Raw genomic sequence first — 23,182 nt, forward strand, 5'->3', positions numbered from 1 at the left:
GTACACGTCACGGGGGCCTCACGCGCCGCCCCGTATCCCCTCAAGGCCCCACAGGTGAGGGAAGATCACACTTGAATAGAGCACTGCGCATACCCAAGCGGTGGCGTCTGGCAGGCCGTGTTCTGGCCGTGTTCGGGATCGCCTCGGCGGTCACCGTGACCGGTCTGCCCGGCATCGAGATCGACACGGCCGCCGCCGCGCCGCGCGCCGTCGCGGCCAGGATCAAGCCCGGCGCGAAGCGCTGCGACGTGAAGAACCTCGGCAAGCAGTACCAGAGCACGCCGACGAACTCGGGGTTCCCCAACGACCCCACCGGCTCGAACTTCTCCGCCTGGCAGGGCAACCCGAAGAACTTCAACTACGACCTGCCCGGCAAGGCGTACGACGGGGTGAACCCGCCGACGGCCGCCGACAAGACCAAGGCGCTGTCGAAGGTCTCGAACGACACGGAGAAGAACTACAAGGCGTGGCAGAAGGCCGCGGACAAGTCCGGTGACCCGGAGGACCGCAGGTTCGAGATCTACGCCCGGTACTTCCACAACACGGAGGGCCTGAGCTTCGACCACTGGTTCGAGCACCGGTTCATCCGCAACCAGACCAACAACCACAAGGGCTCGGCGTTCGAACGTCAGCTCGTCCGTGACTTCCGCCTGGTCGGGCCGGACTGGCTGTGTGAGGTCACCGTCGAGCTCATCGACGTACAGGGCAACGTCGTCGAAACGCGCCGGTACGACGCCTACAACCAGAAGACCAAGGAGTTCAACGAGTTCAAGTCGAACTCGGAGCTGACGAACAAGCAGCTCGGGAAGGACCGGAAGATCGCCCGGTTCATGCCGGACCACAAGTTCCGGTTCACCGGCGCGAAGCCGTTCACCGAGGGCCAGCGCAAGAAGATCGACAACCTGAACCGATACGTCAACCGGCTTCGGCCCGGTCAGACGAACCAGGTTCGCGGTAACCAGCGGATCTACAACCCCGTCCCGCGGACCAAGCCCATCAGGGGATACTCCGACTATCAGCGGTGGTTCGCCCCGGGCTGTCAAGGCGGCCAGGGCAGGATGCAGCTCGCTGCCGCGTCCTCGTGCGGCACGCGCGGCCCGCTGAACGACCGCATCAACGGCTCCGGGAAGACCCTGCAAGAGGCCAAGAAGATCCAGGCCGACGCCCGCCGACTCGACCCCCGGGGCACCCTCCCGCGCGGCGGCCCGGGCGGCGTCGACTTCACCACCCTGGAACTGCGGTACGTCGGCGGCCTGGGCAAGGGCAAGGGCATGCAGTACTCCATGCGTGCCGACCAGATGCCCAACCCCGACGAGAACCCCGGCTTCGGCGGCGAGGCGCGCATGCAGCTCTCCTCCGACGCCCTGTTCACCTGGCTCGCGCTCACCCCGGAGAAGTTCTGGGTCAACCTCAACCCGGACCAGCCGGACAAGATCATGGATGCCAAGTTCGGCAAGACCGACGCCGGCCGGGTCCTGCTTGAGGCCGACTACCTGATGAAGGAGGACTTCGCCGAAGCCCTCAACCCGAAGAAGCACGCCGGCGGCAAGCGGTACTGGGACACCGCCCCCCGCCAGAACGGTCTTCCGTGCTTCCCCGGCGTCCGGTTCTGGGCCGAGCCCAAGACTGCCCAGGTTCGCGAGCAGGACGGCGGAATCTACATCCTCGACGCGCCCCTGAAGGTGTCCACCCAGTGGCTCGACATCGAGTGGGAAGCGCCCGGCAGCACTGAGTGCAAGGGCCTGACCGACGCGCAGAAGAAGTCGATGGAAGCGAGCGTCCGCGTCAACGTCGTTCCCCTCATCGAGGAGCGGGTCAACAATGACAAGCGCTACGCCGACCTGCGCGCCGTCTACACCTCGCGTGTCGCGGCCGAGTACATCCGCCAGCAGGATGCCAGGACGCCGACCGACTTCCGTAAGATCATCAACTCCAACGACGTCTCCGCTTGGCCGCTGCGCGCCCCGCACGACAAGTGGACCCGCGAAGACGTGTACCAGAAGTACATGAAGTCGCTGCGTGAGGGCATCGAGTGGTTCGAGCTGGAGTACGGCGGCAAGGTCTTCAACCAGGGCGTTGGCGGTGTGGACTTCTCCAAGCAGCCGAAGCGGAACATCACCCAGACCCGGTTCAACGTCGAACACCGCACCCTGGACACCACGACGAAGACGTCTCTCCAGTCGGATGACGTGTCCTACCGGGACACCGACACCCTCTACCTTGGCGGCAGCGGCAACATCGAGGCCGGCGGCGAGGACCCGGGCCCGGACCCCACTCCGACCCCGACGGACGACCCGAAGCCGACCGACCGGCCGTCGACCCCGGCCCCGGACTCGTCCACCCCGGGCGACGACGGGAAGCCGACCCCGTCGGCGAACAGGCCCGACCCGGACGGCGGCCTTGCCGACACCGGCTCCAGCACCCCGATCGGGCTGATCTCCGGCATCGCCGCGGCGGTCGTCGTCGCCGGTGCGGCCCTGATGTGGTGGATGCGCCGCAGGCGACAGGACGCCACCGGCTAGGCCGACCGGCGGCGATTCGCACGCTGAACACGAAAGGGCCCCACCCCAGGACGGGGGTGGGGCCCTTGTCGTTGTGCGCGTCAGCCGGCCGGGGACGTCACCAGTTCGTGGCAGAGCCGGATGAGCTCGGCGGCCGGATGGGCCGACGGATCGGTGAGGGTGGTCAGCAGAGCAGCGGCCGGTGTGGACCCCGCCGGAAGTGGCGAGGTGGTGCACCTGCCTGGCCGCCGTTTCCTGGTGCGCGGATTCAGGGCGACTCTCTCTCCATCCAAGTCCTGTTGGTGGGATGACTCACGACGGTTCCGTTGGCAAGATGCGCGCCGGATCGGTCGCTCCGAAGAAAAAGGCGAGGCTGCTCGGGGCGCCAGAGTCTTCGTTGTCGGTAGCCCAGCCGACAGCGGCGGAGATCACGTAGTCCGTGCGGCCGTCCGAATTCTCAAGGATGTGGACGCGGCTTCTCCGGGCGGACTCTCCGGCATCCGCCACGATGCGGGAGCGCTCCTCGGGGGTTGCGCATCGGATGACGAGACCGTCGTAGACCATCCCTGTCTGTATCGCCACGACGGGCTTGAAGAGCACATCGATCCTCGGGCCATCGAACGTCCGTTCAGAGCGGAACAGCACTCGGCCCGGCGTGAAGTCGTCGTCTTGGTTGAGCCACGCATCTGTCTGCATGTGGGGATCCTGTCAGCACCTCACCAAGATCTTTGAGCGGGACGAGAATCGAACTCGCGCTCTGAGCTTGGGAATTCCGAGCAGGTTGTTGCGGAGGTGGTACGGGTACGTGCAAGGGGGAGGGCGCCGGAGGCGCCTGCGGTTACCGAGGTCGGCAAGCCGACCGGCTGTAACACCGTCTTGCGGGTGTCACAGCCGGTCGTACCACGCGGTGTGCGGATCCCCTCAATCGGCCGCGACGCAGTGCTCTCAGTCCTCTCGCCGCGCCGCCGCCTCCTGCAGGTAAGCGGAGATCGTGGCGAGGTCGTTGGCGATGCTCAGTACGCCGTTGACGTCGGTCGTCGGGGTGGAGGCGCCGTTGACGCCGGCGAAGAAGACGTCGAAGCGGCCGTTGCCCTTGTCCAGGTAGCCAGCGATCGTGATGGCGCCGACGGCCAGGCGGTTGTTGAGCGCATCAAGACCGACGGCGGCGCCGGTCTTGGCGAACACCTTTCCGCGCGCGGGGCAGTCGGTGCAGTTGTCGGCCAGCAGGCCATCGACGCCCAGGATGGGCAGCGCGTTCCGGAAGACCTCTGCCTCGGGGGTGCGATGCCAGTACGTCAGCATCTGCACCACGGCGTTCGGCGTGGTCCGGTCGACGGGGTTGCCGCCCCGGCCGTCCAGGAGCTGGATCTGCTTGCGGTCGACGCCCGCGCGGTCCAGGAAGTCGGCCAGCACCGGGAAGCCGTCCATGCAGTCCTGGCTGCCCTTCGCGACGGCCATCAGGCAGATGGCGAGGTTGGCGCCCAGGTTGTGGCTGACCTTGAAGATGAGCTTGGCGTACTGGGTGTAGGGCGGGGAGGTGTACTGGGCCACGCGCGGCCGGCCGTCGTACCCGTCGGGCAGCCGGTCGACCGGGTTGGCTCCCGTCGGGTTGGCGGTGACCTTCACCCCGGCCCGTCCGAGCGCCTCGATCAGCGCGGTGCGTCCGAAGGCCGCCGGATCGGCGATGTCGGAAACCTTCAGCGCCGGTTCGGAGTCGGCCGCGATGGTGCCGGACAGCTGGATCCGGGTGCCATTCTCGGAGGTCGTCACCTCGATGTCGGTCGGCTCGCCCGCCGCCACGGTCCGCACCGTCGACGTGACGTGGTACGGGGCGACCTTGGGCCGCCAGTCCAGTCGTGCGGGCGCGCCGGGCCTGGCGCCGGGGGTGGTCAGCAAATCGATGAGATTGTCGTTGATGATCAGCGGGGTCGGGACCGGGACGAAGATCGGCTCGGGCTGGAAGAGCCGGTTGTCGACGATCACGTTGCCGTCGACGCGGGTGATGCCGGAACGCCGTACCTGCTGGGCGATCTGGTTGATCCCGGCGAGCGGGTTCTCCGGGGTGAGCGTGGCACCGGGGAAGCTGTTGGCGTATGTGTGGTCGAGGTCGGTATAGGCGACCGTGCCGTCGGGGCGGGTTCTGCCGCCCATGGTGAGGTCGCCCTGGGCGACCAGGTCGAGATTGCCCTTCAGGGTGCTCCCGCGGCGCTCGCCGACCCCGTAGACCGGGGTCCGGAAGCGGTGGTCGCCGCCGAGGGTGTCCCACGCCCCGGACACGCCGAACAGCTTGGCCACCGACCCAGGGATGAAGAGCTGCTCGGCGAAGCGGCTGTGGATCACCCTCCCGCTGTCCGGGTCGCGCTGGAGCAGACCCCACTGGGCGTTGGGGTAGTCCGGCTTCCGCATGATCTCCGTGATCCGCGGGTCCAGCCGGTCGGAACCGCCGTCGTCGGGCGACGAGGCCGCCTGGGCTGCCACGCCCGGCGTCAGGGCCAGGAGCAGCAGAGCACAGCACCCGGCGACGACGCGACGCCGAAAGGATCCGACGTTCTCTCCTCGCACTGCAACACGCACCGTTTGCCTCGGCAGTTTCCTGTCCATGGGGTCAGGTATGGACCCCGATGGGCGCCGGAAAGGGGCGGCGCGAACGGTAGTCACCCGAACGGCACGGCGCATTCGTCGAAATGCGTAGCGAACGGCCGGTCGGGACAGTCGGTCAGCGGCCGGGCTCGGACTTCAGGCGCTTGCCCTCAGCGGGCCGGATGCTGCCCCGCTGACGTCGCTTGGATGTCTTGGTCGCCATGGTCCTGGAACCTATTCATGGTTAATGCCATGGCTACGACGAACAGCGCGCCCGCCCCGGAAGGACGAACGCGCTGGTCAGGCACTGTGCCCCCGGCAGGATTCGAACCTGCGACACCCGCTTTAGGAGTTCCGGCCGACGACTCCCGGGCGCGGGCGTTGCCGGGCCGCACGAGCTAGCAGAGTGTCGCGCTGTCGCTCCGAGTACGGCTATGTGCACGCACGTTGCCGTCAGACCCGCACACTACGAGTTGTCCGACCTTGGACTGCTCTGGAAATGGCCGCGACTGAGACCACCGACGTCGCACCAGGCCGCCTCCAACTACGCGGCAGGACAGCCCTGTTGTCAGTGTCCGCCTCTATGGTTCCTCGCAAGCCCGCCGAGTGGAGGAGGACACCATGGCCGAGGAGCTTGTCCAGGGCGAGCTGGGGGCAGGTGGTGCAGGCGCCTGCGCGGGTGCATGGGCCGTAGTCACCTGCACCCACGTCACCGCCCCTCCCACCCACACGGCACCTGCTGCGCGTCGGCAGAAATGAGAGCGCCCGTCGCCCAATCCACCAGGAGAATGACCATGTACTTGCCCGGCTGATCGACCGTGCATACGTCGTAGCTGATGTCAGGCAGGTGCATCTTCCCCTCCGAGTTCACCCATTGCCGAGCGACCTCGAATTCGTTCCTCTGATGCCACTTCTTGGCGCGGTATTCGTAGGCATATACGCCAGCTATGCGGCCAGGCGTGAACCCGGATCCTGAGACCCAAAGGTCATGATTCTGCTTGTTCCAGCCGCTTGCGCCCCTAAGCCGTTCAGATATGCGGGGAATTTCCGCCGGGTCCGCGACGTTATACGCCGCCATTCGGTTGTCGAACGCGTACGAGTCCCGGAACTGGGGAGGCACGCAAACATGATCCTCGGGGCGGGTTTCGCGCCATACACGCCCCTGCACGCAAGTGTCAGGCCCGTAAGCCCCACCGCCCGCCCAGTACATGCTGGCGTCACGAGTTTGCTGAGCTACGGCACTTCGCACCACGGGGTAAACACAGACATTGTCTCCGCGGAAAGCCTCGCGCCACACCTTTCCCTGCTCGCACTCGTACGGCCCATACGGATAACTCTCGGGTGCCGCGCTTGCTGATGTGCTCAATATCCCACTTCCAGCAGCCAGCACCGTAGCCAACGCCGCATAGGCGGCAGGGCGGAGGAGCCTCGACGCGAGACTAAAGCCTACTTTGTTCATGATCAACCCTTGGTTGATAGGCGGCTGTGATACCCCTTGAAGTGGGCTCGAACGCGAGGAAGTGTCGCGGTACCTCCACCCTTTCTTGGAAGGTAGTGATTTCAGTTCAGCACAGACAGAGAGACCCCGCAAAAGCAATCGAACTTAGTCGGTTAAATGTTGATCGCAAACCCTTTTGTACGGGGTTTGGCGGGTGGCTGCCCGCGCGCCGGCGCGGAAACGCATGCGCCGCGACGGGCTGCGCCCCACCGAACGGTCGGACACACTGGCGCAGAAGCCGACGGCGAACCTGACCGACCCAGTTATCTTCTTCGCGGCCCTGCAAGAGGGCCGCTGGCCCCCGGGCCCGGTATGGCTGGTCCCCCTTTCGGCAGTCCCTGAGTTGATCCTTGCGGCCCTGGCTCAGGTCACGTATGGCCCCTTTTCGGCCTTCTGGCTGCCGTCTGTCCCGGTGCATCGGCTGAGCCGGCAGCACCCAGCGGGACGGCTCCACTCAATGGGCTGGAAGTCTCATCGATGAACCCGTGACTCGTCAGCCGCGTCGGCCTCTGCGCCAGCCATCCTGAGACGCGTGGGCCGCCATTGACAGCTACGCCCTCCCGGACTGTGCGAACGTGTTCAAACCCCTGGCACACGTAGTAGTTCTGAAGCCCTTCGTTCGTCGTCCACGCATCAAGCCTGAGCCACTTGGCTCCCGCGCGGTAAGCCCAATCCCCAGCCCAATCGAGCAACCGGCCGCCGAAGCCGCCTGATGTCTCCCCGCAAGAGGAACCCAACGGTGCCGGCAGTGTCTGGCAGCGGAAGGACGGGCGCTTCGAAGCGCGCGTCTACGTCCCTCAGCCAGACGGCACCCGCAAGCGCAAGACCGTTTACGGCACCACGTGGGAAGAGTGCGACACGAAGCGTCAGGAGCTGGTGCTCCGCGACCGACAAGGCATTCCGACCCCCACTCGCTCCGCCAAACTCTCCGAGTGGCTGCCGTACTGGCTGAAGCACTACGTCGAACCGCGCCGCAGGCCCAGCACGTACGACAAGTACGAAGTGCAGGTGCGGCTCTATCTCGTGCCCCTGCTGGGCACAAGGCGGCTGGAGTCGCTGAGCGTGGCAGACGTACGCCGCTTCATCACCCGCGTGCAGAACGCCCACACGGCCGCGACCGCGAAGGAGGCGCACCGGGTGCTGCGCACTGCGCTTACGGCGGCCGTGCGCGAGGAACTGATCACGCGGAACGTGGCGTCGCTGGTGGAGCCGCCGCGCGTCAAGCAGCGGGAGATCCGTCCCTGGTCGCTGGAGGAGACGCTGGCCTTCCTTGAAGCCGCGCGCAGCGATCCGCTGTACGCGGCGTTCGTGCTGGCCATTGCAATGGGGCTGCGGAGCGGCGAGCTGGGGGGCCTCCGCTGGTCGGATGTGGACCTGGACAACCGCGTCGTGCACGTCCGCCAACAGACGCAGCGCCGCAGGGGAACGCTGTACGACGACGATCCAAAGAGCCGCCGCATCCGCGTGGTACCGATGCCCGCACTGTGCATCGCACCGCTGCGGTGGCACCGGCTCCGGCAGCGGGAGACGTTCGCGCGCACGAGCGTCGCCTGGTCCGAGACCGGCTACATCTTCGCCACGCGAAACGGTCGGCCCGTGGAGCCCCGGAACGTCTACCGGTCCTTCACGCGGGTTGCGGCTGACGCGGGGCTGCGGGTGGTCCGGCTGCACGACGCGCGGCACGGTTGCGCCACGCTGCTGACGGCGGCCGGCGTCGCGCCACGGGTCATCATGGAGATCCTGGGGCACAGTCAGATCAGCATCACGATGGATGTGTACACGCACGTCGTGCACGACACCCAGCGAGAGGCCATCAGCCACATGGACCGCCTGCTCAAGCGCCGTCTGCCGACGGCCTGAGACGCGACTGCCGTCAACCAGTGCCGTCAAAGGCCGAGCACCTACGAAAATTCGTAGGTGCTCGGCCTCTGACCTGGTGCCCCCGGCAGGATTCGAACCTGCGACACCCGCTTTAGGGGTTCGATCGGGTGCGCCTCATAGAGCACTTGGCCGCGCATGGCCCGGCCGCTCACGACCGCCCAACGCCGTTCCTGTCTGCTGTCGTTGATGTCACCTGGTGATGTCGGGTTGGATGGCCTCATGGAACGTGTTGAGGTCGAGCTGCTCACGGACGCTGGGAACAACGCGGGTCTTCGAACTTGAGCGGTGCATCTCGTCAGGCATGCTGACTGTTCGTCACGGTGTGTGATGTTCGTGGCTGGACTGGCCCCGGACGCGGGACGCCCGTGGTCCAGGTTGATCATTTCTGTTCTCTACGCAGAAGGATCATTGGGGAGCCACGGGCTTGGTCAACGATACGACGTTGCTGCTCGGTCTCGACGGGGTGTCCGTCGTGCGGGTCGAGTCACTGGCCGACGGGACGCGTCGGGTGCACCTGATCACGACGGACGAGGCGGCGCGGGCCTGCCCGTCCTGCGGGGTCATCGCCTCCCGGGTGAAGGGGCCGGCGGTGACCCGGCCGCGTGATCTGCCCTACGGGGAGCGGAGGGTGGAGTTCTTCTGGCACAAGCGCCGCTGGTGGTGCCGCGAGCCGAAGTGCCCGAGGAAGTCGTTCACCGAGAGCATTGCCCAGATACCGGCCGGGGCGCGGATCACCGCCCGGCTGCGGGAGGCGGCCGGGCACCGGGTGCGCGATGTCGGCTCCACGGTCATCCAGGCCGCCCGCGACCTGCTCAATAGACGCAACCCCCCGAGGAATGGTTAACGCGTCTCGGGGGGTTGGGGGTTTATCACTTTCCTATTTCTCGTGCGGCTCCTCGATGGCTGCCTTGGCTGCCTTCAATGCCCGCACTGCCTTCACCCAACGACGCGTCATCCGGGGGATCTGATCAAGCGTCGTGTTCAGCACGAAAAACGCGCCACTCACGACACCGATCGCGGCAAAGATCCAGCGCCCATCCACCGGTCCTCCTTTCCTCTGGTGTTGCAACACCCCGAGCAATGGCTCAGGGCACTCAGGGAGAGGAGAAGGAGGACCGATGGGGAAAGCCAACGGACCTGGACACAACGACCGTACCAGCGGCCCGACTTGATCGCATTCGCACGCCTGATCGGGGGTGGGCCTTGCCTAAACAAGCAGTGCCTACCCTGGAGGATCAACCTCCTTGAGCCGACCTTCCTGGGGCCAGCCTGGGCGCGCGAGCCCGACGGCTCTTGGAAGCTCCCCGAGCACACGCTCGGCTGGCAAATCGCCCGTTGGAGCGCCGAGTTCCTGAAGGCCGAGGACTGCGGCCCCTGGAAGTTCACGCGCGAGCAGCTCCGTTTCGTCCTGTGGTGGTACGCGGTCGACGATAACGGCCGCTTCATCTACCGCAAGGGCGTGCTCCAGAGGCTCAAGGGCTGAGGGTAAGGACCCCCTCTTGGCCGTGGTCTCGCTCGTCGAGTTCGTCGGGCCCTCCCGCTTCTCCCACTGGGAGGACGGGCAGCCGGTCGGCGTCCCCCACCCGCAGGCGTGGGTGCAGATCGCGGCCGTCTCGCGCGACCAGACGCGCAACACCATGACGCTTATGTGGGTCTTCAAAGTTGAGCGTTGCGGAGGTGTCCGCGGGCTCGGCGGGTGGTGACGCAGCGTGTCCGTAGCCATTGACTGGCCGCGTTGCGGAAGCCGAATGCGTTGCGGGCGACGAGCTTGATCACGCGGTTGATGCCCTCGCTCTTGGCGTTGCTGTGGCCGGTGTCGATGAACGCGGCGATCTCGGTCCACCAGCTGTCGACGGTGGCAGCGAGGGTACGAGCTTCGGGGATGTCGGAGTCCGCGCACCAGGTGAGGAACTTCCAGCGGGCATGGCCGACTTGGTGGCGGTCGGCCCCGGTGCGGGCCAGGGCGAGGAGGTTGCGCAGGCTCTCCTTGGCGATCCACGCCGTCAGCAGCGTCTGCCCGATCTTCCCCTCACCGAGCAGGGTGTTCCACATGGTGGCGAACTGGTCGTCGGTGAGATCCTGACGGTTGCGCAGGAGCCGTCGTCTGGCCTTCCACTCCGGGTCGGTGGCGCGTCCACGCCGGCCCCGGATCTCCGCGGTGGTGCGGCGCCTCACCATGGAGAGCATTTTGTTGGCGAGTTGGACGACGTGGAAGTGGTCGACGACGACGATCGCGTGCGGCAGGCCGGTGCGGACCGCCGCGCGGTAGGCGGCCGACATGTCGATGGCGATGTGGCGGATGCTCTTTCGCCAGGTCAGCGATGTGCTGGCGAGCCATGCCAGGACGTCGGCGACGGTGCGGCCCTCGACCTGGCCGAGCAGCCCGCCGGTGCCGAGGGCGTCGACGAAGCCGGTGTGCCACCGGTCCCGCACCAGGTGCCACTTGCCGCTGTCGGGGTCCTGCTCCCATTTCGTCCTGCCCCGCCGGGTCTCGTCGATGCCCAGCACCCTCACCTCGGGCAGTGGGGCGTCGACGACCTCGCGCGCCGATGTGCGGAAGGCGCCCATCACCGTCGGCCAGGACAGACGCAGGTCGCGGGCGGCCTGGATGACCGTGGAGCCGACATCGCGCACCCGGTGCCCGGCCGCCTCCCGCAGCCGGGCGGTGATCCGCGCCCCGGCCGGTATCTGGGCAATGCTCTCGGTGAACGACTTCCTCGGGCACTTCGGCTCGCGGCACCACCAGCGGCGCTTGTGCCAGAAGAACTCCACCCTCCGCTCCCCGTAGGGCAGATCACGCGGCCGGGTCACCGCCGGCCCCTTCACCCGGGAGGCGATGACCCCGCAGGACGGGCAGGCCCGCGCCGCCTCGTCCGTCGTGATCAGGTGCACCCGACGCGTCCCGTCGGCCAGTGACTCGACCCGCACGACGGACACCCCGTCGAGACCGAGCAGCAACGTCGTATCGTTGACCAAGCCCGTGGCTCCCCAATGATCCTTCTGCGTAGAGAACAGAAATGATCAACCTGGACCACGGGCGTCCCGCGTCCGGGGCCAGTCCAGCCACGAACATCACACACCGTGACGAACAGTCAGCATGCCTGACGAGATGCACCGCTCAAGTTCGAAGACCCAACAACGCTGTGGTGCGCCTGCCCGGTCGACGGTTCCCCGGTCTACTGATCCAGGGCGACTCGCTTTCCATCCTTCGCGGCGATGTCGCTGAGGTGGTGGAAGCCTTCGACCAGGGCGACGTAGACGCGGCCCGCGAAACCGCCGGCCTCCTCCTGGCCGACATCGACGCGCTGCTGACGCGCTATTCCGCTGCGCTGGACGCACATAAGATCGCTAGGCCGTACTGACGTCGCGAGTAACCTGAGCTTGGCCATCCGCCGGGCGATCCGTTAACCCTGTCCGGAATCTCAGGGCACCTCGCAGTTCGCCTTCAGAAAAGCGCTGGCAGCTTGTCGGCTTTTTCCAGTGCTTCCTCGAGTGACCAGGTGGCATGAATCTGCGTGGTGGTCCACTGGATCAGCCTGCTCTGCATGATGAACTCCCGGACCGGCTCGATGTCCGGCGACTCGACCACCGCCACGATGACGTGATCGGGGCCGTACACCCTGACGGTTATGATCTCCACCCCCAGCTTCTGCGCCAGGGTGGGTAGCTCCTTGGATCCTTCCCGCATCAACTCGCGGGTCTGCGCATTGGAAGTAGGGCACAGATTCGGGGCGTGCTCGGACACGACGACGAATTGCATCGCGATTCCTCCTCCGTTACGTTGCCCTGTTTTTCCTGGTTTGTTACATCATCTCTCGGACGTGCACGGGCCGCGACTGACAGACGGCTGAAACCACGTGCTTCAGAGGCTCGGCTTACCCCTGCCTGCCGAGACAGCTCTTCTGGTCTATTTTGAGCGGCCCTCCCTCCCTTATCGGGCACGGATCGGGCACGGGCTAGTGCTTCTGCGCGATGGTGATGACCACGTCTGCTCGGACCGTGAACACCTTGTCGTTGTCCGCCTTGAAATCTATGAAGTCGCCTTTGACCTCGTACTCGTCAGCACTCACTTCATGCTGCTTTATGGGCGGAACACTCGGAACCCTGTATTCGACCTTGTAGGTAGCCATGGCGAACCTCCTAAGTCGATTGTCCCTCTGTGTGCACCTTCGAGCGCGGTCGGCGGGAGCGGGTTTGGCCGGTGTCCTGCCCGGTCTGGGGCCGTGCATGATCAGGGGGCCTTACGCTGCTCAGCGAAATCGGGCAGCCCTTGGCCTGCCCGCTGATGTGCCCGATTGGCCCCCTGGTCTTGCTCGGCGAGGGACCCTGATCGGGGAGGTGGCTAAAGCCGTGGAGCCGACCGCCCCAGCCCCGGAGGGTTTCCTACATACGGGCCGCAGTGGAGCTGCGGCTCCATGCGGGCGGCTGGGCCGCCGAAGGCAGGGGCCCGGGCGCCAGCAAGGGGGCGCGCCCGCGCTTGCGCGGGCCCTTGATGAAGTAGGGAAAGTTCTATCCAGCTGCTGGGATCAAGCGGCGTCCGTCGTGGCTTCGCACGTGCGGGCCGTTCCCGTCGAGGGCGTCGAGTAGCCGGACTGCGTAGACCTCGGACATCCGCTCGGCGACTTCCTCGGGCGTGAGCCACTGGACTGCCGTGGACTCGTCGGAAGTGCGCTCGGTGCCCCCGGAGGGCTTGCAGCGGAAGACCAGGGCGACGATGCCGCGCGCAGTGTTCTTGTAGACGCCGGAGAGCTCGACTACCTCAACGTGGACACCGGTCTCTTCCAAGACCTCGCGGCTGACGCCTTCTTCGGGTGACTCGGAGAGCTCCAGAATGCCGCCCGGCAGTTCCCAAGTCCCGTTGTCCGCCCTGCGGATCGCCAGAAGACGGCCGTCCTCGCGCACCACTGCCCCCGCCACGGACACGGAGTGCATCGGCGTTGACTTGTGTTGCTGGGACCCGTTACTCATGTACAGGAGCATAGGAGAGTGAGAAGGACTATGGGAACCGCGGTAGGAGGTAGCACGAACGGACCTCGATACGTGCAGATCGCTGACGACATCGTCAAGCAGATCCGGGCCGGTGTGCTGAAGCCTGGTGACATGGTGCCGAGCGAGTCCGAGCTCGTCGAGCGCTACGGCGTCTCCGGCGGCACGATTCGCAAGGCAATGGTGGAGGTCAGAGCCAGCGGCCTGGTGGACACGCGCCATGGCAAGGGCTCGATCGTGAAAGACCGGCCGCCCGTGCGGCTGCGCTCTTCGGACCGGTTCCGGGCTTCGCATCGACGGGGCGGCAAGGCCGCGTATCTCGCAGAGTCCGCGCAGTCCGGTGCCACGGCGAAGGTGAGCGTCCTCTACATCGGCCCGATGGAAGCGCCCGAGGACATCGCCGATCGCCTCGGTGTTGAGGCCGGCACCCAAGTGCTCGCCCGTCGACGGCTCTACTTCCGCAACGGGACCCCTGTCGAGACCGCTACGTCGTACCTCCCGTGGGACGTGGTCAAGGACATCCCGGAACTGTTCGCCGAGAACCCTGGCCCCGGCGGCATCTACGCCCGGCTGGAAGGCGACGGCCACGTCTTCGCTGAGTTCGTTGAGACGCTTCAAGCGCGTCCGGCCACCAAGGCCGAGTCCTCCGAACTCGCCCTGAGTGCCGGTGCACCCGTCGTCCACCTCATCCGCGAGGCGGTGACCGAAGAGGGCCGAGTGGTCGAGGTCTGCGACACCCTTATGGCCGCTGACCAGTTCGTTTTCAGCTACCGCATCCCTGCCACCGACTGACGCTCACTCAACTCCCCACAGCCCGCTGCGAGTTTCTCGTCGTAGCGGGTTGACTCATGTATAGGAGTCAGGCACTCTTCTTCATGTCACTCATGGGCAACGCCGAGGTGCTGACCGTGACGGTGGCCGAGCCGGACGTCTCCGGTGAGATGGTGACGGGCGCTCCGGTTGCCCTGACCGGTCTGGTGGCCCGGCCGTGGGAGAACGAGTTCAACGGCCAGAAGCGGCACGGCATCAGCTTCCGTGCAGCCGCAGTGACCGCCCACAGCCTGGCTTCGAGCGGCAAGGGCTGATCGCCATGACTGGGGGACAGCTCACCGCACTGATCGGGTTAGCGCTCGTCGTTGTCGGGCAGGGGCTGCTGCGCTGGCGGCTTCCGGCCTGGTACTGGCTCGGCTTCGGCTGGCTGGTCATGCTGACCCGGATCGTGGTCACGTTCCGGTCGGTGATGGAGGCGTGCGGGCTGACTGAGCAGCCCTCGCGCTGGCGGATCTGGGTGGCTGCGGCACGGAACCGGCAGCCCTCCCGGATGGTGCCCAAGGTGCGCCGGGTGCGGATCACCCGTTCGGGACTGGTGCTGCGGCTCAAGATGCAGCCTGGCCAGGAAGTTCAGGACTTCGACGCTGCGACTGAGCGGCTGCGGCACTCGTGGCGGGCTCACGGTGTGCATGTGAAGGCGCTGAAGCCCGGCTTCCTGGAAGTACGGCTGATCGGTCACGACGTGCTGGGCAAGGTCGTCATGCCCAGCAAGATCCCGACTGAGCTCCTGAGGGTCCCGGTTGCGCTTCGGGCTGACGGCAGGCTCCATGTGCGGGACTTCCGTACCAGCGCCCATGAGCTGGTGATCGGTGCGACGGAGTCGGGTAAGTCCGTATACCTGCGGGGCCTGTTCAAGGGGCTGGCTCCTCAGCGGGTCGCGCTGGTCGGGATCGACTGCAAGTGGGGTGTGGAGCTGGCGCCGTTCGCCCGTCGCCTGTCCGCTCTTGCCTGTACGCCGGATGAGGCGTCCGAACTGCTGGACGCCCTGGTCGAGGAGATGACCAGCCGGTACGAACTGATCCGCTCCGCACAGCACTTGGACCCGGCAAGCCCGCTGGAGTCGATCACCTCGGACATCTGGGGCCTGCCCGAGGACATCCGCCCCGTGCCCCTGGTGCTCTTCGTCGACGAGGTCGCCGAACTCTTCCTGATCTCCAGCAAGGCCGACGAGAAGCGCCGGGACCACATGGTCACCCAGCTCATCCGGCTCGCTCAGCTCGGCCGCGCCGCCGGGCTGTATCTCGAAGTCTGCGGGCAGCGCTTCGGTTCCGAACTCGGCACCGGCGCCACTGCCCTGCGCGCTCAGCTCAGCGGCCGTGTAGCTCACCGCGTCAACGACGAGGCTTCCGCCAAGATGGCGCTCGCGGACATCAGCATCCGCGCCGTGGGTGCCGCTACCTCGATCGCCGCCACCCGCCCCGGTACCGCTGTGGTCGGCCTGCTCACCGGCGGATGGGCCCGTATCCGATCCCCGTTCACCTCGCTGGATCAAGCGGTCGCGGCCTGCGTCGAACACGAAGCGCTGACGCCGGACATCCCGGCCCTGGCCGCCTTCCGCCCGCACCCGGCCACGGCGCCTGTCGAGGCCTTCGAGCTGGTAGCCGACGCCTTCTGATCCACCCCGTTCCATCCGGTCGGCGTGACCGTCTCGCGCCAGGTCCCTACCCGAGCCATGCCCGAAGGAGGGCGAACCGCATGTGTCCGCACTGCATCGACCTTGCCCGCACGGACGACCTGCTCAGCGATTTGGTCGCCTACGAGTCCGGTCCTGACGCCGATCCGGAGTTCGCGGACGTCGTCGGCGACGCGCTCACCATCTCGTTCGAACTGGCCCTGGGCACGCCGTACTACCCGCCGCCCGGTCACGGCTACCCCGCCGCCGACTAGCCCCGGCTGGGACCGGGCGGCAGGACCTGTGAGCCCCGCCCGGCCCGGCCCCAATTCCTGTGAAGGAGGTGAAGACCGTGACCCGCTCGATCCGCCCGGACGCCGTGCTCGTACAAGCCGTGATCGCCGGTGCGCTGTCCTTCGCCCACCTGCACGACATCGCCGCCGCTGCCGGACAAGACGGCTGGAAAGCCTGGGCCTACCCGATCAGCGTGGATCTGTTGCTCGTTGCTGCCTGGCGACGGCTACGCATCCTCCGTAGTACGGGAGGGCCGATCCGTGCCGCGTGGACGTGGTTCGCCGTCGCCCTGGCCGCCTCGCTCGGAGCGAACGTCGCCACGGCCGGACTGCTCGACCTGAGCAACGTCCCGGCCTGGCTGCGGATCCTGGTCGCCGGATGGCCTGCGCTGGCCTTTCTCGGCGGCACCCTCCTCGTCCACACACCCGCTGACCGTGAAACCGAGCACGACCCGGCGGAACAGGTGAGTGTGCTGGCCTTTTCCGCCCCCGAGCCGGACCCGGCCCCGGAAGAGATCGCCGCCCCGGATCAGCCGGGGGCACTTCCCGCGGCTCCGGCCGTGAACGTTCCGGACGCGCTGCTCTCCTACGCACGCAAAGTCGCCGCCGAACACCACACCCGCACCGGCACCCCGATCGACACCGACACCCTGCGCACCCGCCTGGGAGTCCCGATCCCGATGGCCGACGCCATCGCCGCCCAACTCACCTGAAAGGACTGATCACCCATGGCTGGACGCGAACCGTCCCGCGCCGATCTCCTCGACGCTGCTCGTGAGATGGCCGACACCGGTCGCCCCACGCTCGCCCGGCTGCTCGCCGAAGAGGCCGCCGACCGCACGGACGACCCGACCGAAGCCGCTCACATCCTGCGCGAGTTCTCCGGCCGCAGCCTTCGCCAGCAGGGAGAGCAGTGATGGCCCGCTACCGCTTCCGCGATGTGCGCCGGATCGGCCCGGTCGAGGTCGGCAGCTACATCAACCGCCACGGCCGCGAAGCCCATGCCGCCGCCTGCACCGCCCCCGGCTGCGACTGGTCCGGCGACTACCACTCCCGACCGGCCGCCGAACTCGCCGCTTCCGCCCATCGCTGCAACCCCCGCTGATCACAAGGGAGATCGCGTCATGGACGTACCGCTCTGGCTCGCCCTGATCATCGTCGGCGCCCTCGGCATCAAGCTCGCCCGCCCGCCGCTGTGGCTGGTCGCCCTTCTGCTGCTCGGCGGCTACCTCCTCGCCGACAGCTTCCTGGCCCCCGCCATCGACCCGCTCACCAAGTAGCTCCGAAGGGAGAACGCCATGTTCAAGCCCAAGTACCCAACCCCGGACACCTACAAGCCCAGCCTGGAGGCAAGTACCCCGGCTGCACCACTGGTCCAGCCCACCAGTTCGGCCCCGGCACCCGCGCCGACCGCCCCCGGGAACGGGCTCGCCGCACTCGTCCAGCGCTCACCCGGGACTGCCGTGCTCGTGGTCGCCGGAGGCATCGGCGGAACCCTCGCCCTGGCCGCCGTCGCCGTCTCGTTGCTGCTCGCGGTCGCCGTCACGGCCATCGCCCTGGCCGCCAGCGGCGTGGTCCTGCTCTTCCTCGTCCGCACCGTCCGCGACGAGCTGCATCGCTGACCGGCCTCCGGGGTGGCCCAAGCCGCCAAGCATCGCGCCGCCCCGGAAGCCATGCCCCCTCCGACCCGAAGACCGAAGGAGAAGCACCAGCATGACCCACCGCCCGACGACCCCGGTCCGGATCTGCCCGGACTGTGATGGCTTCGCCTCCGTCGCGATCACCCTCGGCGGCCGCAACCGCGCCGGAAACCTGCGCACGATCACCGCGCACTGCACCGGCTGCCACGGCATCGGCACCATCCCGGCCCGCGTCACCGTCCGCGCCGGGAGCCGCGCATGACCGAGACCTTCACGGGTCTGGACCCGGCCACCCTCGGCGACGCGCTGCGGGTGGCCGGTTCTCAGGACTTCGACCGCTGGCAAGACCAGGTGCGCCGTACCGGCGGCTGTGCCGACCCGATCCACCTCACCGGCTGGACCCTCGCCAAGGACAAGACGACCGGCGAGAGCCTGCGCCACTACTCGACCGAGACCGAGCCCGGCGGGCGGCTCCGGGTCGCCTGCGGCAACCGCCGCGCCTCCCGCTGCCCCGCCTGCGCCCACACGTACGCCGGGGACACCTTCCACCTGATCCGCGCCGGGCTCGCCGGGGATGAGGACAAGGACATCCCCGCGACCGTCCGCGACCACCCCCGCGTCTTCGCCACCTTCACCGCACCCTCGTTCGGCCGCGTACACAACCAGCCCGACCACGGGCCGTGCCGCTGCGGCGTCCACCACCAGGACGACGACCCCGCCCTCGGTACGGCGCTTGACCCGGAGACGTACGACTACGCGGGCGCGGTGCTCTTCAACAACCACGCGGGCGAACTGTGGCAGCGCTTCACCACCCGGCTCCGTCGCGAGATCGCCGCCCGCGCCGGGCTCTCCCGCCGTGAACTCACCGACGTCTGCCGGGTCTCGTACGGAAAGGTCGCCGAGTTCCAGAAGCGCGGAGCGATCCACTTCCACGCTGTGATCCGTCTCGACGGACCGGACGGGCCCGACTCCCCGCCGCCCTCCTGGGCCACGCTGCAGTTGCTCACCGATGCGATCCGGGCCGCCGTCAGGCACTCGTACACGACGGTCACCGCGCCCGCCGCAGGAGACCAGCCCTGCCGGCCCTTTTGCTGGGGCCGAAAACTCGACGTCCGACCCATCAAGGCGTTCGGCGACGACGACATCACCGAACAGAAGGTCGCGGCCTACGTCGCCAAGTACGCCACCAAGGCAGCCGAGACCACCGGCAGCCTGGATCGCCGGATCGGCAACCGCGAAGTCCTCGATCTGCTCGACGTGCCGGACCACCCGCGCCGCCTCATCGAAGCCTGCTTCGATCTGGACGCGCTGTACCCGGACCGGAAGCTGACGGCCTGGGCACACATGCTCGGTTTCCGCGGCCACTTCTCCACCAAGTCCCGTCGCTACTCGACCACCTTGGGAGCCCTCCGGCAGATCCGCGCCGACTACCGCGCCGCCCAGGAACGCGAAGCCCTCGGCTTGGCCGACGAGCCGGACACCGTGCTCGTCCTCTCCGACTGGCAGTACGCCGGACATGGCCACACACCCGGCGAGTCCGCCCTCGCCGCCAGCATCGCCCGTGATCTCCAGCTCAACCGCGAAACCGCCCGCGAAGCGCTGCAAGACCGACGCGCCCTGGAAGGAGCCGCAGCATGACCACCGCCACTGCCGAACTGCTGACCGTGCCCGAGGTCATGGCGCGGCTCAAGCTCGGCCGCTCGAAGGTCTACGACCTGATCCGCTCGAAGCGCCTCGTCTCGATCACCGAAGGCCGCTGCCGCCGAATCCCTGAGATCGCGCTCCAGGACTACATCCGCGACCGGATCGAGGAGGCTGCCTGATGGCCTCCCAGCGCAAGCGCAACCCCAACGGGGCAGGCACGATCACCAAGCGCAAGGACGGCCGCTACCAAGCTGCCGTCTACGTCCTCCAGCCGGACGGCACCCGCGCCCGGAAGTTCGCCTACGGCAAGACCTGGGCCGAGTGCGACACCAAGCGCCGCGCACTGCTCGACAAGGTGGACCAGGGCGTGCCCGTGCCCACCAGATCAGCCAAGCTCTCGGAGTACCTGTCGTACTGGCTCGACAACATGGTCAAGCCGCGCCGGAAGCTCAGCACGTACGACAAGTACGAGGCACACGTGCGCCTCTACCTGACACCGATGCTCGGTACCAAGCGCCTGGAGTCGCTGGGTGTTGCTGATGTCCGGCGGTTCCTCAACCAGCTGGAGAAGAAGACCACCGCGGCGACCGCCAAGGAGTCGCACCGCGTGCTGCGTACGGCGCTGTCGGCCGCCTGCGGTGAGGAACTGATCGCTCGGAATGTGGCCAAGCTCGTGGAGCCGCCGCGGGCCAAGACACGAGAGCTGAGCCCCTGGACCCTCGACGAGACCTTGGATTTCCTCGCTGTCGCTCGAAAGGATCCGCTCTACGCCGCGTTCGTGCTCGCCATCGCCACGGGCCTGCGACGGGGAGAGATCGTCGGCCTTCGCTGGGAAGACCTCGACCTCGACAATCGGGTCCTCTACGTCCGGCAGCAGACACAGCGTCGCCGCGGGGTTCTCTACGACGACGATCCCAAGGGACGTCGCCGCCGCGCCGTGCCGCTGCCCGCGATGTGCATAGCGCCTCTTCGCTGGCACCGGATGCGTCAGGCCGCGACCGCTTCGGAGATCACCGGCCACGTCTTCGTCACCCGCAACGGTCGGCCGGTCGAGCCGAGGAACCTGTATCGCTCGTTCACCCGCGTCGCCAACGGCGCCGGCCTTCGAGTGATCCGGCTGCACGATGCCCGGCACGGCTGCGCGACCCTGCTGACCGCCGCTGGCGTGGCTCCGCGCGTCGTGATGGAGATCCTCGGCCACAGCCAGATCAGCATCACGATGGATGTCTACACGCACGTCGTCCAGGACACTCAGCGCGAGGCCATCAGCCACATGGACAGGCTGCTGAAACGCCGCCGCTGATGTCAGATGTGGATGTCAAAGACCCCCAACCATGACCGGTTGGGGGTCTTTTCGCTGGTGCCCCCGGCAGGATTCGAACCTGCGACACCCGCTTTAGGAGAGCGGTGCTCTATCCCCTGAGCTACGGAGGCGGGGGCTTGCGGATAACCCTGCTGAAAACCCCAGTGTGGGATCGTCGGCCGGTGCGGCAAACCTCCTGGTCAGCTGACGCACAGACGCCGCTGGGGCGGAGTCCTCACGGACACTTCCCCGAGCGGGCGACCTGGTGGCCCACTGACCGCCGACAGCCTAGCGGATCGTGTTGCGCGGGTGCGCCCCCATAAGGCGCTACGACTGCTCGGGAGTGGGATCGAGCCGCTGACCTGCGCTGAGGTGATCCGCCTCGGCCCTGGTGTGGATGCGCTTGCGGTGCGGTGTGTCGACTGGCATGTCCGTTCCGTCCCCTCCGCGCGCAGGGCGCGTGCGGTCACGTCGACCTCGGCTCGCCTGCAATGGCTTTTCTTATAATTTTCGGACCACGTTTGCGGTAGGATCCTTATAAGACCACATTCAACTGTCGGAGGTTCCATGGCCCTGTCCCTCGTTGCGCCCGCATCTGAACCCGGTGACGTTCATGCCCAGTTGGCGTCCTTGGGGACGAAGTTGGACTACCTGCACCCGGCGCTCTATGCCGGTGAGGCGGCGCGACGGACGGCCAGCCCCAACCACCCGGCAAACGCAGCTGGCACACGGGCGTACCAGGAGCATGTACGGGTCGTACGCGAGGAGCACATCCGTCAGGCGGGATGGAAGCGACTTCTGCACGATCACCTGGAGCTTGCCTACAACCCGGAGCAGGCCCTGGCGATCGGCGTGATGATCGGTGACGCGGCTACGGGGAACCTGAGCCTGCACCCGACCAATCTGCACAAGCGGGGTGCCGCGACCGCCCGCGCCGCGGAGAACAACAGCGTGCAGCTGGAGCTGTTCCCGGCCCCGACTGAACCCGACGAGGTGCGGCTCGGGGGTGACGAGGAGTCGGCCCTGCAGATCTGGTTCCTGGTCTCCTATCGTGTCCAGGTCGAGGGGGCTGTGCGGATCCATAGTGAACTTTCCCTGCCTGGGAAGGTCGAGCGCGGGTTCGTGGTCGAGTGGAAGCGGCGCATCCCGCTCCCTGTTCTCGAGATGGACGGAATCGAACCTTTGGGCGAAGATGGCCCTGGGGAGATCGACATTCCGATCGACTTCCGCTGAGGCCCATAGGGTGGGGTGACGGGTAACGCCGCCCCATCACGCACCACCGATCACTGAGGCAGCCCCCACCATGGTGACCCCGTCCCGCATCACGCTGGCCCGCAAGCGCCGGGGCATGACGCTCGCCGAGCTGTCCGACTTGGCGGGGGTCTCCCTGCAGAGCCTGTCCAACTACGAGACGGGCCGCACAGCCCCCCGCCGCACGACCACGGCTCGTATCGCCAAGGCCCTGGACTTCCCCGAGGCATTCTTCGAGGGGCCCGAGCTCGACGAGCTCCCGGCAGAAGGCATCTCCTGGCGCGCACGCAGCAAGACCTCGGCGCGGACACTGGACGCCGCCCGCTCGGCCGGCGCTCTCGGCGCACTGCTGTATGACTGGATCGACGAGCGCTTCCGCCTCCCGGCCGCCGACATCCCGTCGCTGAGCAAGCCGGACCCGGAGACCGCGGCCGGCATGGTTCGTACACGCTGGGACCTGGGCATCGCACCGGCGCCCAACATGGTGCATCTGCTCGAAGCCCACGGGGTCCGCGTGTTCTCCCTCGCTCCCGACTACGCGGAAGTTGACGCCTTCGCTGTGTGGCGGAACGGCACCCCGTTCGTCTTCCTGAGCACCATGAAATCCGTGGAGCGGGGCCGCTTCGATGCCGCGCACGAGCTCGGCCACCTCGTGATGCACGGCAGCGACAGGGAGTGTTCAGGGCCTGAGGCCGAGCGCCAGGCCAACGACTTCGCCAGCGCGTTCCTGATGCCAGCGTCGAGCGTCCTCGGCCACATGCCGTCCGGGGCTCATGTCGACCAGATCATCCAGGCCAAGAGCATCTGGAAGGTCTCCGCCATGGCGCTCACCTATCGCATGCACGATCTGGGGCTCCTCACCGACTGGCAGTACCGGTCGGCGTGCACCGAGCTGAGCAAGCGCGGCTACCGCAAGGACGAGCCGCACGGCATGAAGAAGCGCGAGACCTCGCAGGTGCTGACCAAGGTCTTCCGGGGGCTCAGGGCAAGCGGCGTGCGGCCCGCCGCCGTGGCCGGCGAGCTCGGCCTGACCGTGGACGAGATGAACAAGATGCTCTTCGGCCTGACCATCACTATGGTCGAGGGCGGCGGCGAGCAGACCGAGCGCGAACCACGGCGCGCGCTGTCCCTGGTGAACTGACGACGCCCGCCCTGCTGCCCT

The 23,182-nt window shown here is 67.3% G+C and carries 27 protein-coding genes, 1 tRNA gene and 2 pseudogenes; 21 read left to right on the top strand and 9 right to left on the bottom strand.

The genetic code is table 11. The annotated features are described in order from the left end of the window. The first annotated feature begins 71 nt into the window (after positions 1-71). Positions 72-2,522 carry a hypothetical protein gene (locus OG905_RS23200; RefSeq protein WP_328676690.1) on the top strand — a complete coding sequence of 817 codons (2,451 nt, stop codon included), beginning with the start codon at positions 72-74 and terminating at the stop codon, positions 2,520-2,522. A gap of 291 nt (positions 2,523-2,813) precedes the next feature. Here the strand turns inward: OG905_RS23200 and OG905_RS23205 are convergent, their stop codons facing one another. The 4 genes and pseudogenes from OG905_RS23205 to OG905_RS23220 all read right to left on the bottom strand — a co-directional run. After that, complete coding sequence (locus OG905_RS23205; protein ID WP_328676691.1) at positions 2,814-3,197, bottom strand: hypothetical protein; 384 nt, start codon at positions 3,195-3,197, stop codon at positions 2,814-2,816. 249 nt (positions 3,198-3,446) lie between these two features. Continuing rightward, positions 3,447-5,063, bottom strand: coding sequence for a D-alanyl-D-alanine carboxypeptidase/D-alanyl-D-alanine endopeptidase (gene dacB, locus OG905_RS23210; protein ID WP_328676692.1), 1,617 nt, complete (start codon positions 5,061-5,063; stop codon positions 3,447-3,449). Positions 5,064-5,790: 727 nt separating this feature from the next. Then, positions 5,791-6,201, bottom strand: a complete 411-nt coding sequence (locus OG905_RS23215) for a hypothetical protein (RefSeq protein ID WP_328676694.1) — start codon at positions 6,199-6,201, stop codon at positions 5,791-5,793. A gap of 836 nt (positions 6,202-7,037) precedes the next feature. Further along, positions 7,038-7,280 (bottom strand): annotated as a pseudogene (locus OG905_RS23220) (GNAT family N-acetyltransferase); the annotation flags it as partial. A gap of 175 nt (positions 7,281-7,455) precedes the next feature. Between OG905_RS23220 and OG905_RS23225 the strand changes: the two are divergent. Continuing rightward, a complete protein-coding gene (locus tag OG905_RS23225) occupies positions 7,456-8,439 on the top strand; it encodes a tyrosine-type recombinase/integrase (RefSeq protein WP_328676696.1) in 984 nt (327 codons plus the stop codon). A 445-nt stretch (positions 8,440-8,884) separates the two neighbouring features. Continuing rightward, positions 8,885-9,304 carry a transposase family protein gene (locus tag OG905_RS23230; protein WP_328676699.1) on the top strand — a complete coding sequence of 140 codons (420 nt, stop codon included), beginning with the start codon at positions 8,885-8,887 and terminating at the stop codon, positions 9,302-9,304. 33 nt (positions 9,305-9,337) lie between these two features. On the opposite strand, the gene OG905_RS23235 is transcribed toward OG905_RS23230, so the two are convergent. Continuing rightward, complete coding sequence (locus tag OG905_RS23235) at positions 9,338-9,502, bottom strand: hypothetical protein (RefSeq protein ID WP_328676701.1); 165 nt, start codon at positions 9,500-9,502, stop codon at positions 9,338-9,340. A 126-nt stretch (positions 9,503-9,628) separates the two neighbouring features. On the opposite strand from OG905_RS23235, the gene OG905_RS23240 reads away from it, so the two are divergent. Both OG905_RS23240 and OG905_RS23245 read left to right on the top strand, forming a co-directional pair. Continuing rightward, positions 9,629-9,943 carry a hypothetical protein gene (locus OG905_RS23240; RefSeq protein WP_328676702.1) on the top strand — a complete coding sequence of 105 codons (315 nt, stop codon included), beginning with the start codon at positions 9,629-9,631 and terminating at the stop codon, positions 9,941-9,943. Between the two features lie 16 nt (positions 9,944-9,959). Continuing rightward, entirely contained in the window at positions 9,960-10,163 is a 204-nt protein-coding gene (locus OG905_RS23245; RefSeq protein ID WP_328676703.1) for a hypothetical protein, read from the top strand. Here OG905_RS23245 and OG905_RS23250 read toward each other — a convergent pair. Next, positions 10,117-11,436: an ISL3 family transposase gene (locus tag OG905_RS23250; protein WP_328676704.1), complete on the bottom strand. Its 1,320-nt coding sequence runs from the start codon at positions 11,434-11,436 to the stop codon at positions 10,117-10,119. The two genes, OG905_RS23245 and OG905_RS23250, sit on opposite strands and share 47 nt — an antisense overlap. A 41-nt stretch (positions 11,437-11,477) precedes the next feature. Between OG905_RS23250 and OG905_RS23255 the strand changes: the two genes are divergently transcribed. Next, a complete protein-coding gene (locus tag OG905_RS23255; RefSeq protein WP_328676705.1) occupies positions 11,478-11,822 on the top strand; it encodes a DUF6959 family protein in 345 nt (114 codons plus the stop codon). A gap of 83 nt (positions 11,823-11,905) precedes the next feature. Here OG905_RS23255 and OG905_RS23260 read toward each other — a convergent pair whose 3' ends face one another. Together OG905_RS23260 and OG905_RS23265 are read right to left on the bottom strand one after the other, a co-directional pair. Continuing rightward, a complete protein-coding gene (locus OG905_RS23260; RefSeq protein WP_324984675.1) occupies positions 11,906-12,220 on the bottom strand; it encodes a hypothetical protein in 315 nt (104 codons plus the stop codon). A gap of 749 nt (positions 12,221-12,969) precedes the next feature. Beyond that, on the bottom strand, positions 12,970-13,440 hold the full coding sequence (locus OG905_RS23265) for an NUDIX hydrolase (RefSeq protein ID WP_328676708.1): 471 nt from the start codon (positions 13,438-13,440) through the stop codon (positions 12,970-12,972). An 18-nt stretch (positions 13,441-13,458) separates the two neighbouring features. Here OG905_RS23265 and OG905_RS23270 point away from each other — a divergent pair, with 18 nt between their 5' ends. The 13 genes and pseudogenes from OG905_RS23270 to OG905_RS23330 all read left to right on the top strand — a co-directional run bounded on the left by OG905_RS23270 (position 13,459) and on the right by OG905_RS23330 (position 20,769). Further along, a complete protein-coding gene (locus tag OG905_RS23270; protein ID WP_328676710.1) occupies positions 13,459-14,238 on the top strand; it encodes a GntR family transcriptional regulator in 780 nt (259 codons plus the stop codon). 104 nt (positions 14,239-14,342) lie between these two features. Next, a pseudogene (locus OG905_RS23275) lies at positions 14,343-14,531 on the top strand (hypothetical protein); the annotation flags it as partial. A gap of 5 nt (positions 14,532-14,536) precedes the next feature. After that, a complete protein-coding gene (locus tag OG905_RS23280; protein WP_328676713.1) occupies positions 14,537-15,892 on the top strand; it encodes an FtsK/SpoIIIE domain-containing protein in 1,356 nt (451 codons plus the stop codon). Between the two features lie 80 nt (positions 15,893-15,972). Then, complete coding sequence (locus tag OG905_RS23285) at positions 15,973-16,164, top strand: hypothetical protein (protein ID WP_328676714.1); 192 nt, start codon at positions 15,973-15,975, stop codon at positions 16,162-16,164. Between the two features lie 77 nt (positions 16,165-16,241). Further along, positions 16,242-16,895 (top strand): DUF2637 domain-containing protein, encoded by a 654-nt coding sequence (locus OG905_RS23290; protein WP_328676716.1) that lies wholly within the window; start codon positions 16,242-16,244, stop codon positions 16,893-16,895. A 15-nt stretch (positions 16,896-16,910) separates the two neighbouring features. Continuing rightward, a complete protein-coding gene (locus tag OG905_RS23295; RefSeq protein WP_142217664.1) occupies positions 16,911-17,099 on the top strand; it encodes a hypothetical protein in 189 nt (62 codons plus the stop codon). Then, complete coding sequence (locus OG905_RS23300) at positions 17,096-17,287, top strand: mobile element transfer protein (protein WP_399209320.1); 192 nt, start codon at positions 17,096-17,098, stop codon at positions 17,285-17,287. Before OG905_RS23295 ends, OG905_RS23300 begins: the two co-directional genes overlap by 4 nt. 19 nt (positions 17,288-17,306) lie before the next feature. Then, a complete protein-coding gene (locus tag OG905_RS23305) occupies positions 17,307-17,462 on the top strand; it encodes a hypothetical protein (RefSeq protein WP_186357128.1) in 156 nt (51 codons plus the stop codon). An 18-nt stretch (positions 17,463-17,480) separates the two neighbouring features. Continuing rightward, positions 17,481-17,804, top strand: coding sequence for a SpdD protein (locus tag OG905_RS23310; protein WP_328676724.1), 324 nt, complete (start codon positions 17,481-17,483; stop codon positions 17,802-17,804). Between the two features lie 91 nt (positions 17,805-17,895). After that, positions 17,896-18,084, top strand: coding sequence for a hypothetical protein (locus tag OG905_RS23315; protein WP_328676726.1), 189 nt, complete (start codon positions 17,896-17,898; stop codon positions 18,082-18,084). After that, positions 18,081-19,460 carry a replication initiator protein RepSA gene (gene repSA / locus OG905_RS23320; RefSeq protein ID WP_328676728.1) on the top strand — a complete coding sequence of 460 codons (1,380 nt, stop codon included), beginning with the start codon at positions 18,081-18,083 and terminating at the stop codon, positions 19,458-19,460. The genes OG905_RS23315 and repSA overlap by 4 nt, the downstream gene beginning before the upstream one ends. Next, positions 19,457-19,645: a helix-turn-helix domain-containing protein gene (locus tag OG905_RS23325; protein ID WP_328676731.1), complete on the top strand. Its 189-nt coding sequence runs from the start codon at positions 19,457-19,459 to the stop codon at positions 19,643-19,645. The genes repSA and OG905_RS23325 overlap by 4 nt, the downstream gene beginning before the upstream one ends. Beyond that, positions 19,645-20,769, top strand: a complete 1,125-nt coding sequence (locus OG905_RS23330; RefSeq protein WP_328676734.1) for a tyrosine-type recombinase/integrase — start codon at positions 19,645-19,647, stop codon at positions 20,767-20,769. Before OG905_RS23325 ends, OG905_RS23330 begins: the two co-directional genes overlap by 1 nt. 55 nt (positions 20,770-20,824) lie before the next feature. On the opposite strand, the gene OG905_RS23335 is transcribed toward OG905_RS23330, so the two are convergent. Then, a tRNA-Arg gene (locus OG905_RS23335) sits at positions 20,825-20,900 on the bottom strand. Positions 20,901-21,399: 499 nt separating this feature from the next. Here OG905_RS23335 and OG905_RS23340 point away from each other — a divergent pair. After that, positions 21,400-22,002, top strand: a complete 603-nt coding sequence (locus OG905_RS23340) for a hypothetical protein (protein WP_328676736.1) — start codon at positions 21,400-21,402, stop codon at positions 22,000-22,002. Positions 22,003-22,072: 70 nt separating this feature from the next. After that, positions 22,073-23,161 carry a helix-turn-helix domain-containing protein gene (locus OG905_RS23345; RefSeq protein ID WP_328676738.1) on the top strand — a complete coding sequence of 363 codons (1,089 nt, stop codon included), beginning with the start codon at positions 22,073-22,075 and terminating at the stop codon, positions 23,159-23,161. Positions 23,162-23,182: the final 21 nt, after the last annotated feature.

The organism is Streptomyces sp. NBC_00322, from assembly GCF_036147535.1.
Classification (GTDB): domain Bacteria; phylum Actinomycetota; class Actinomycetes; order Streptomycetales; family Streptomycetaceae; genus Streptomyces.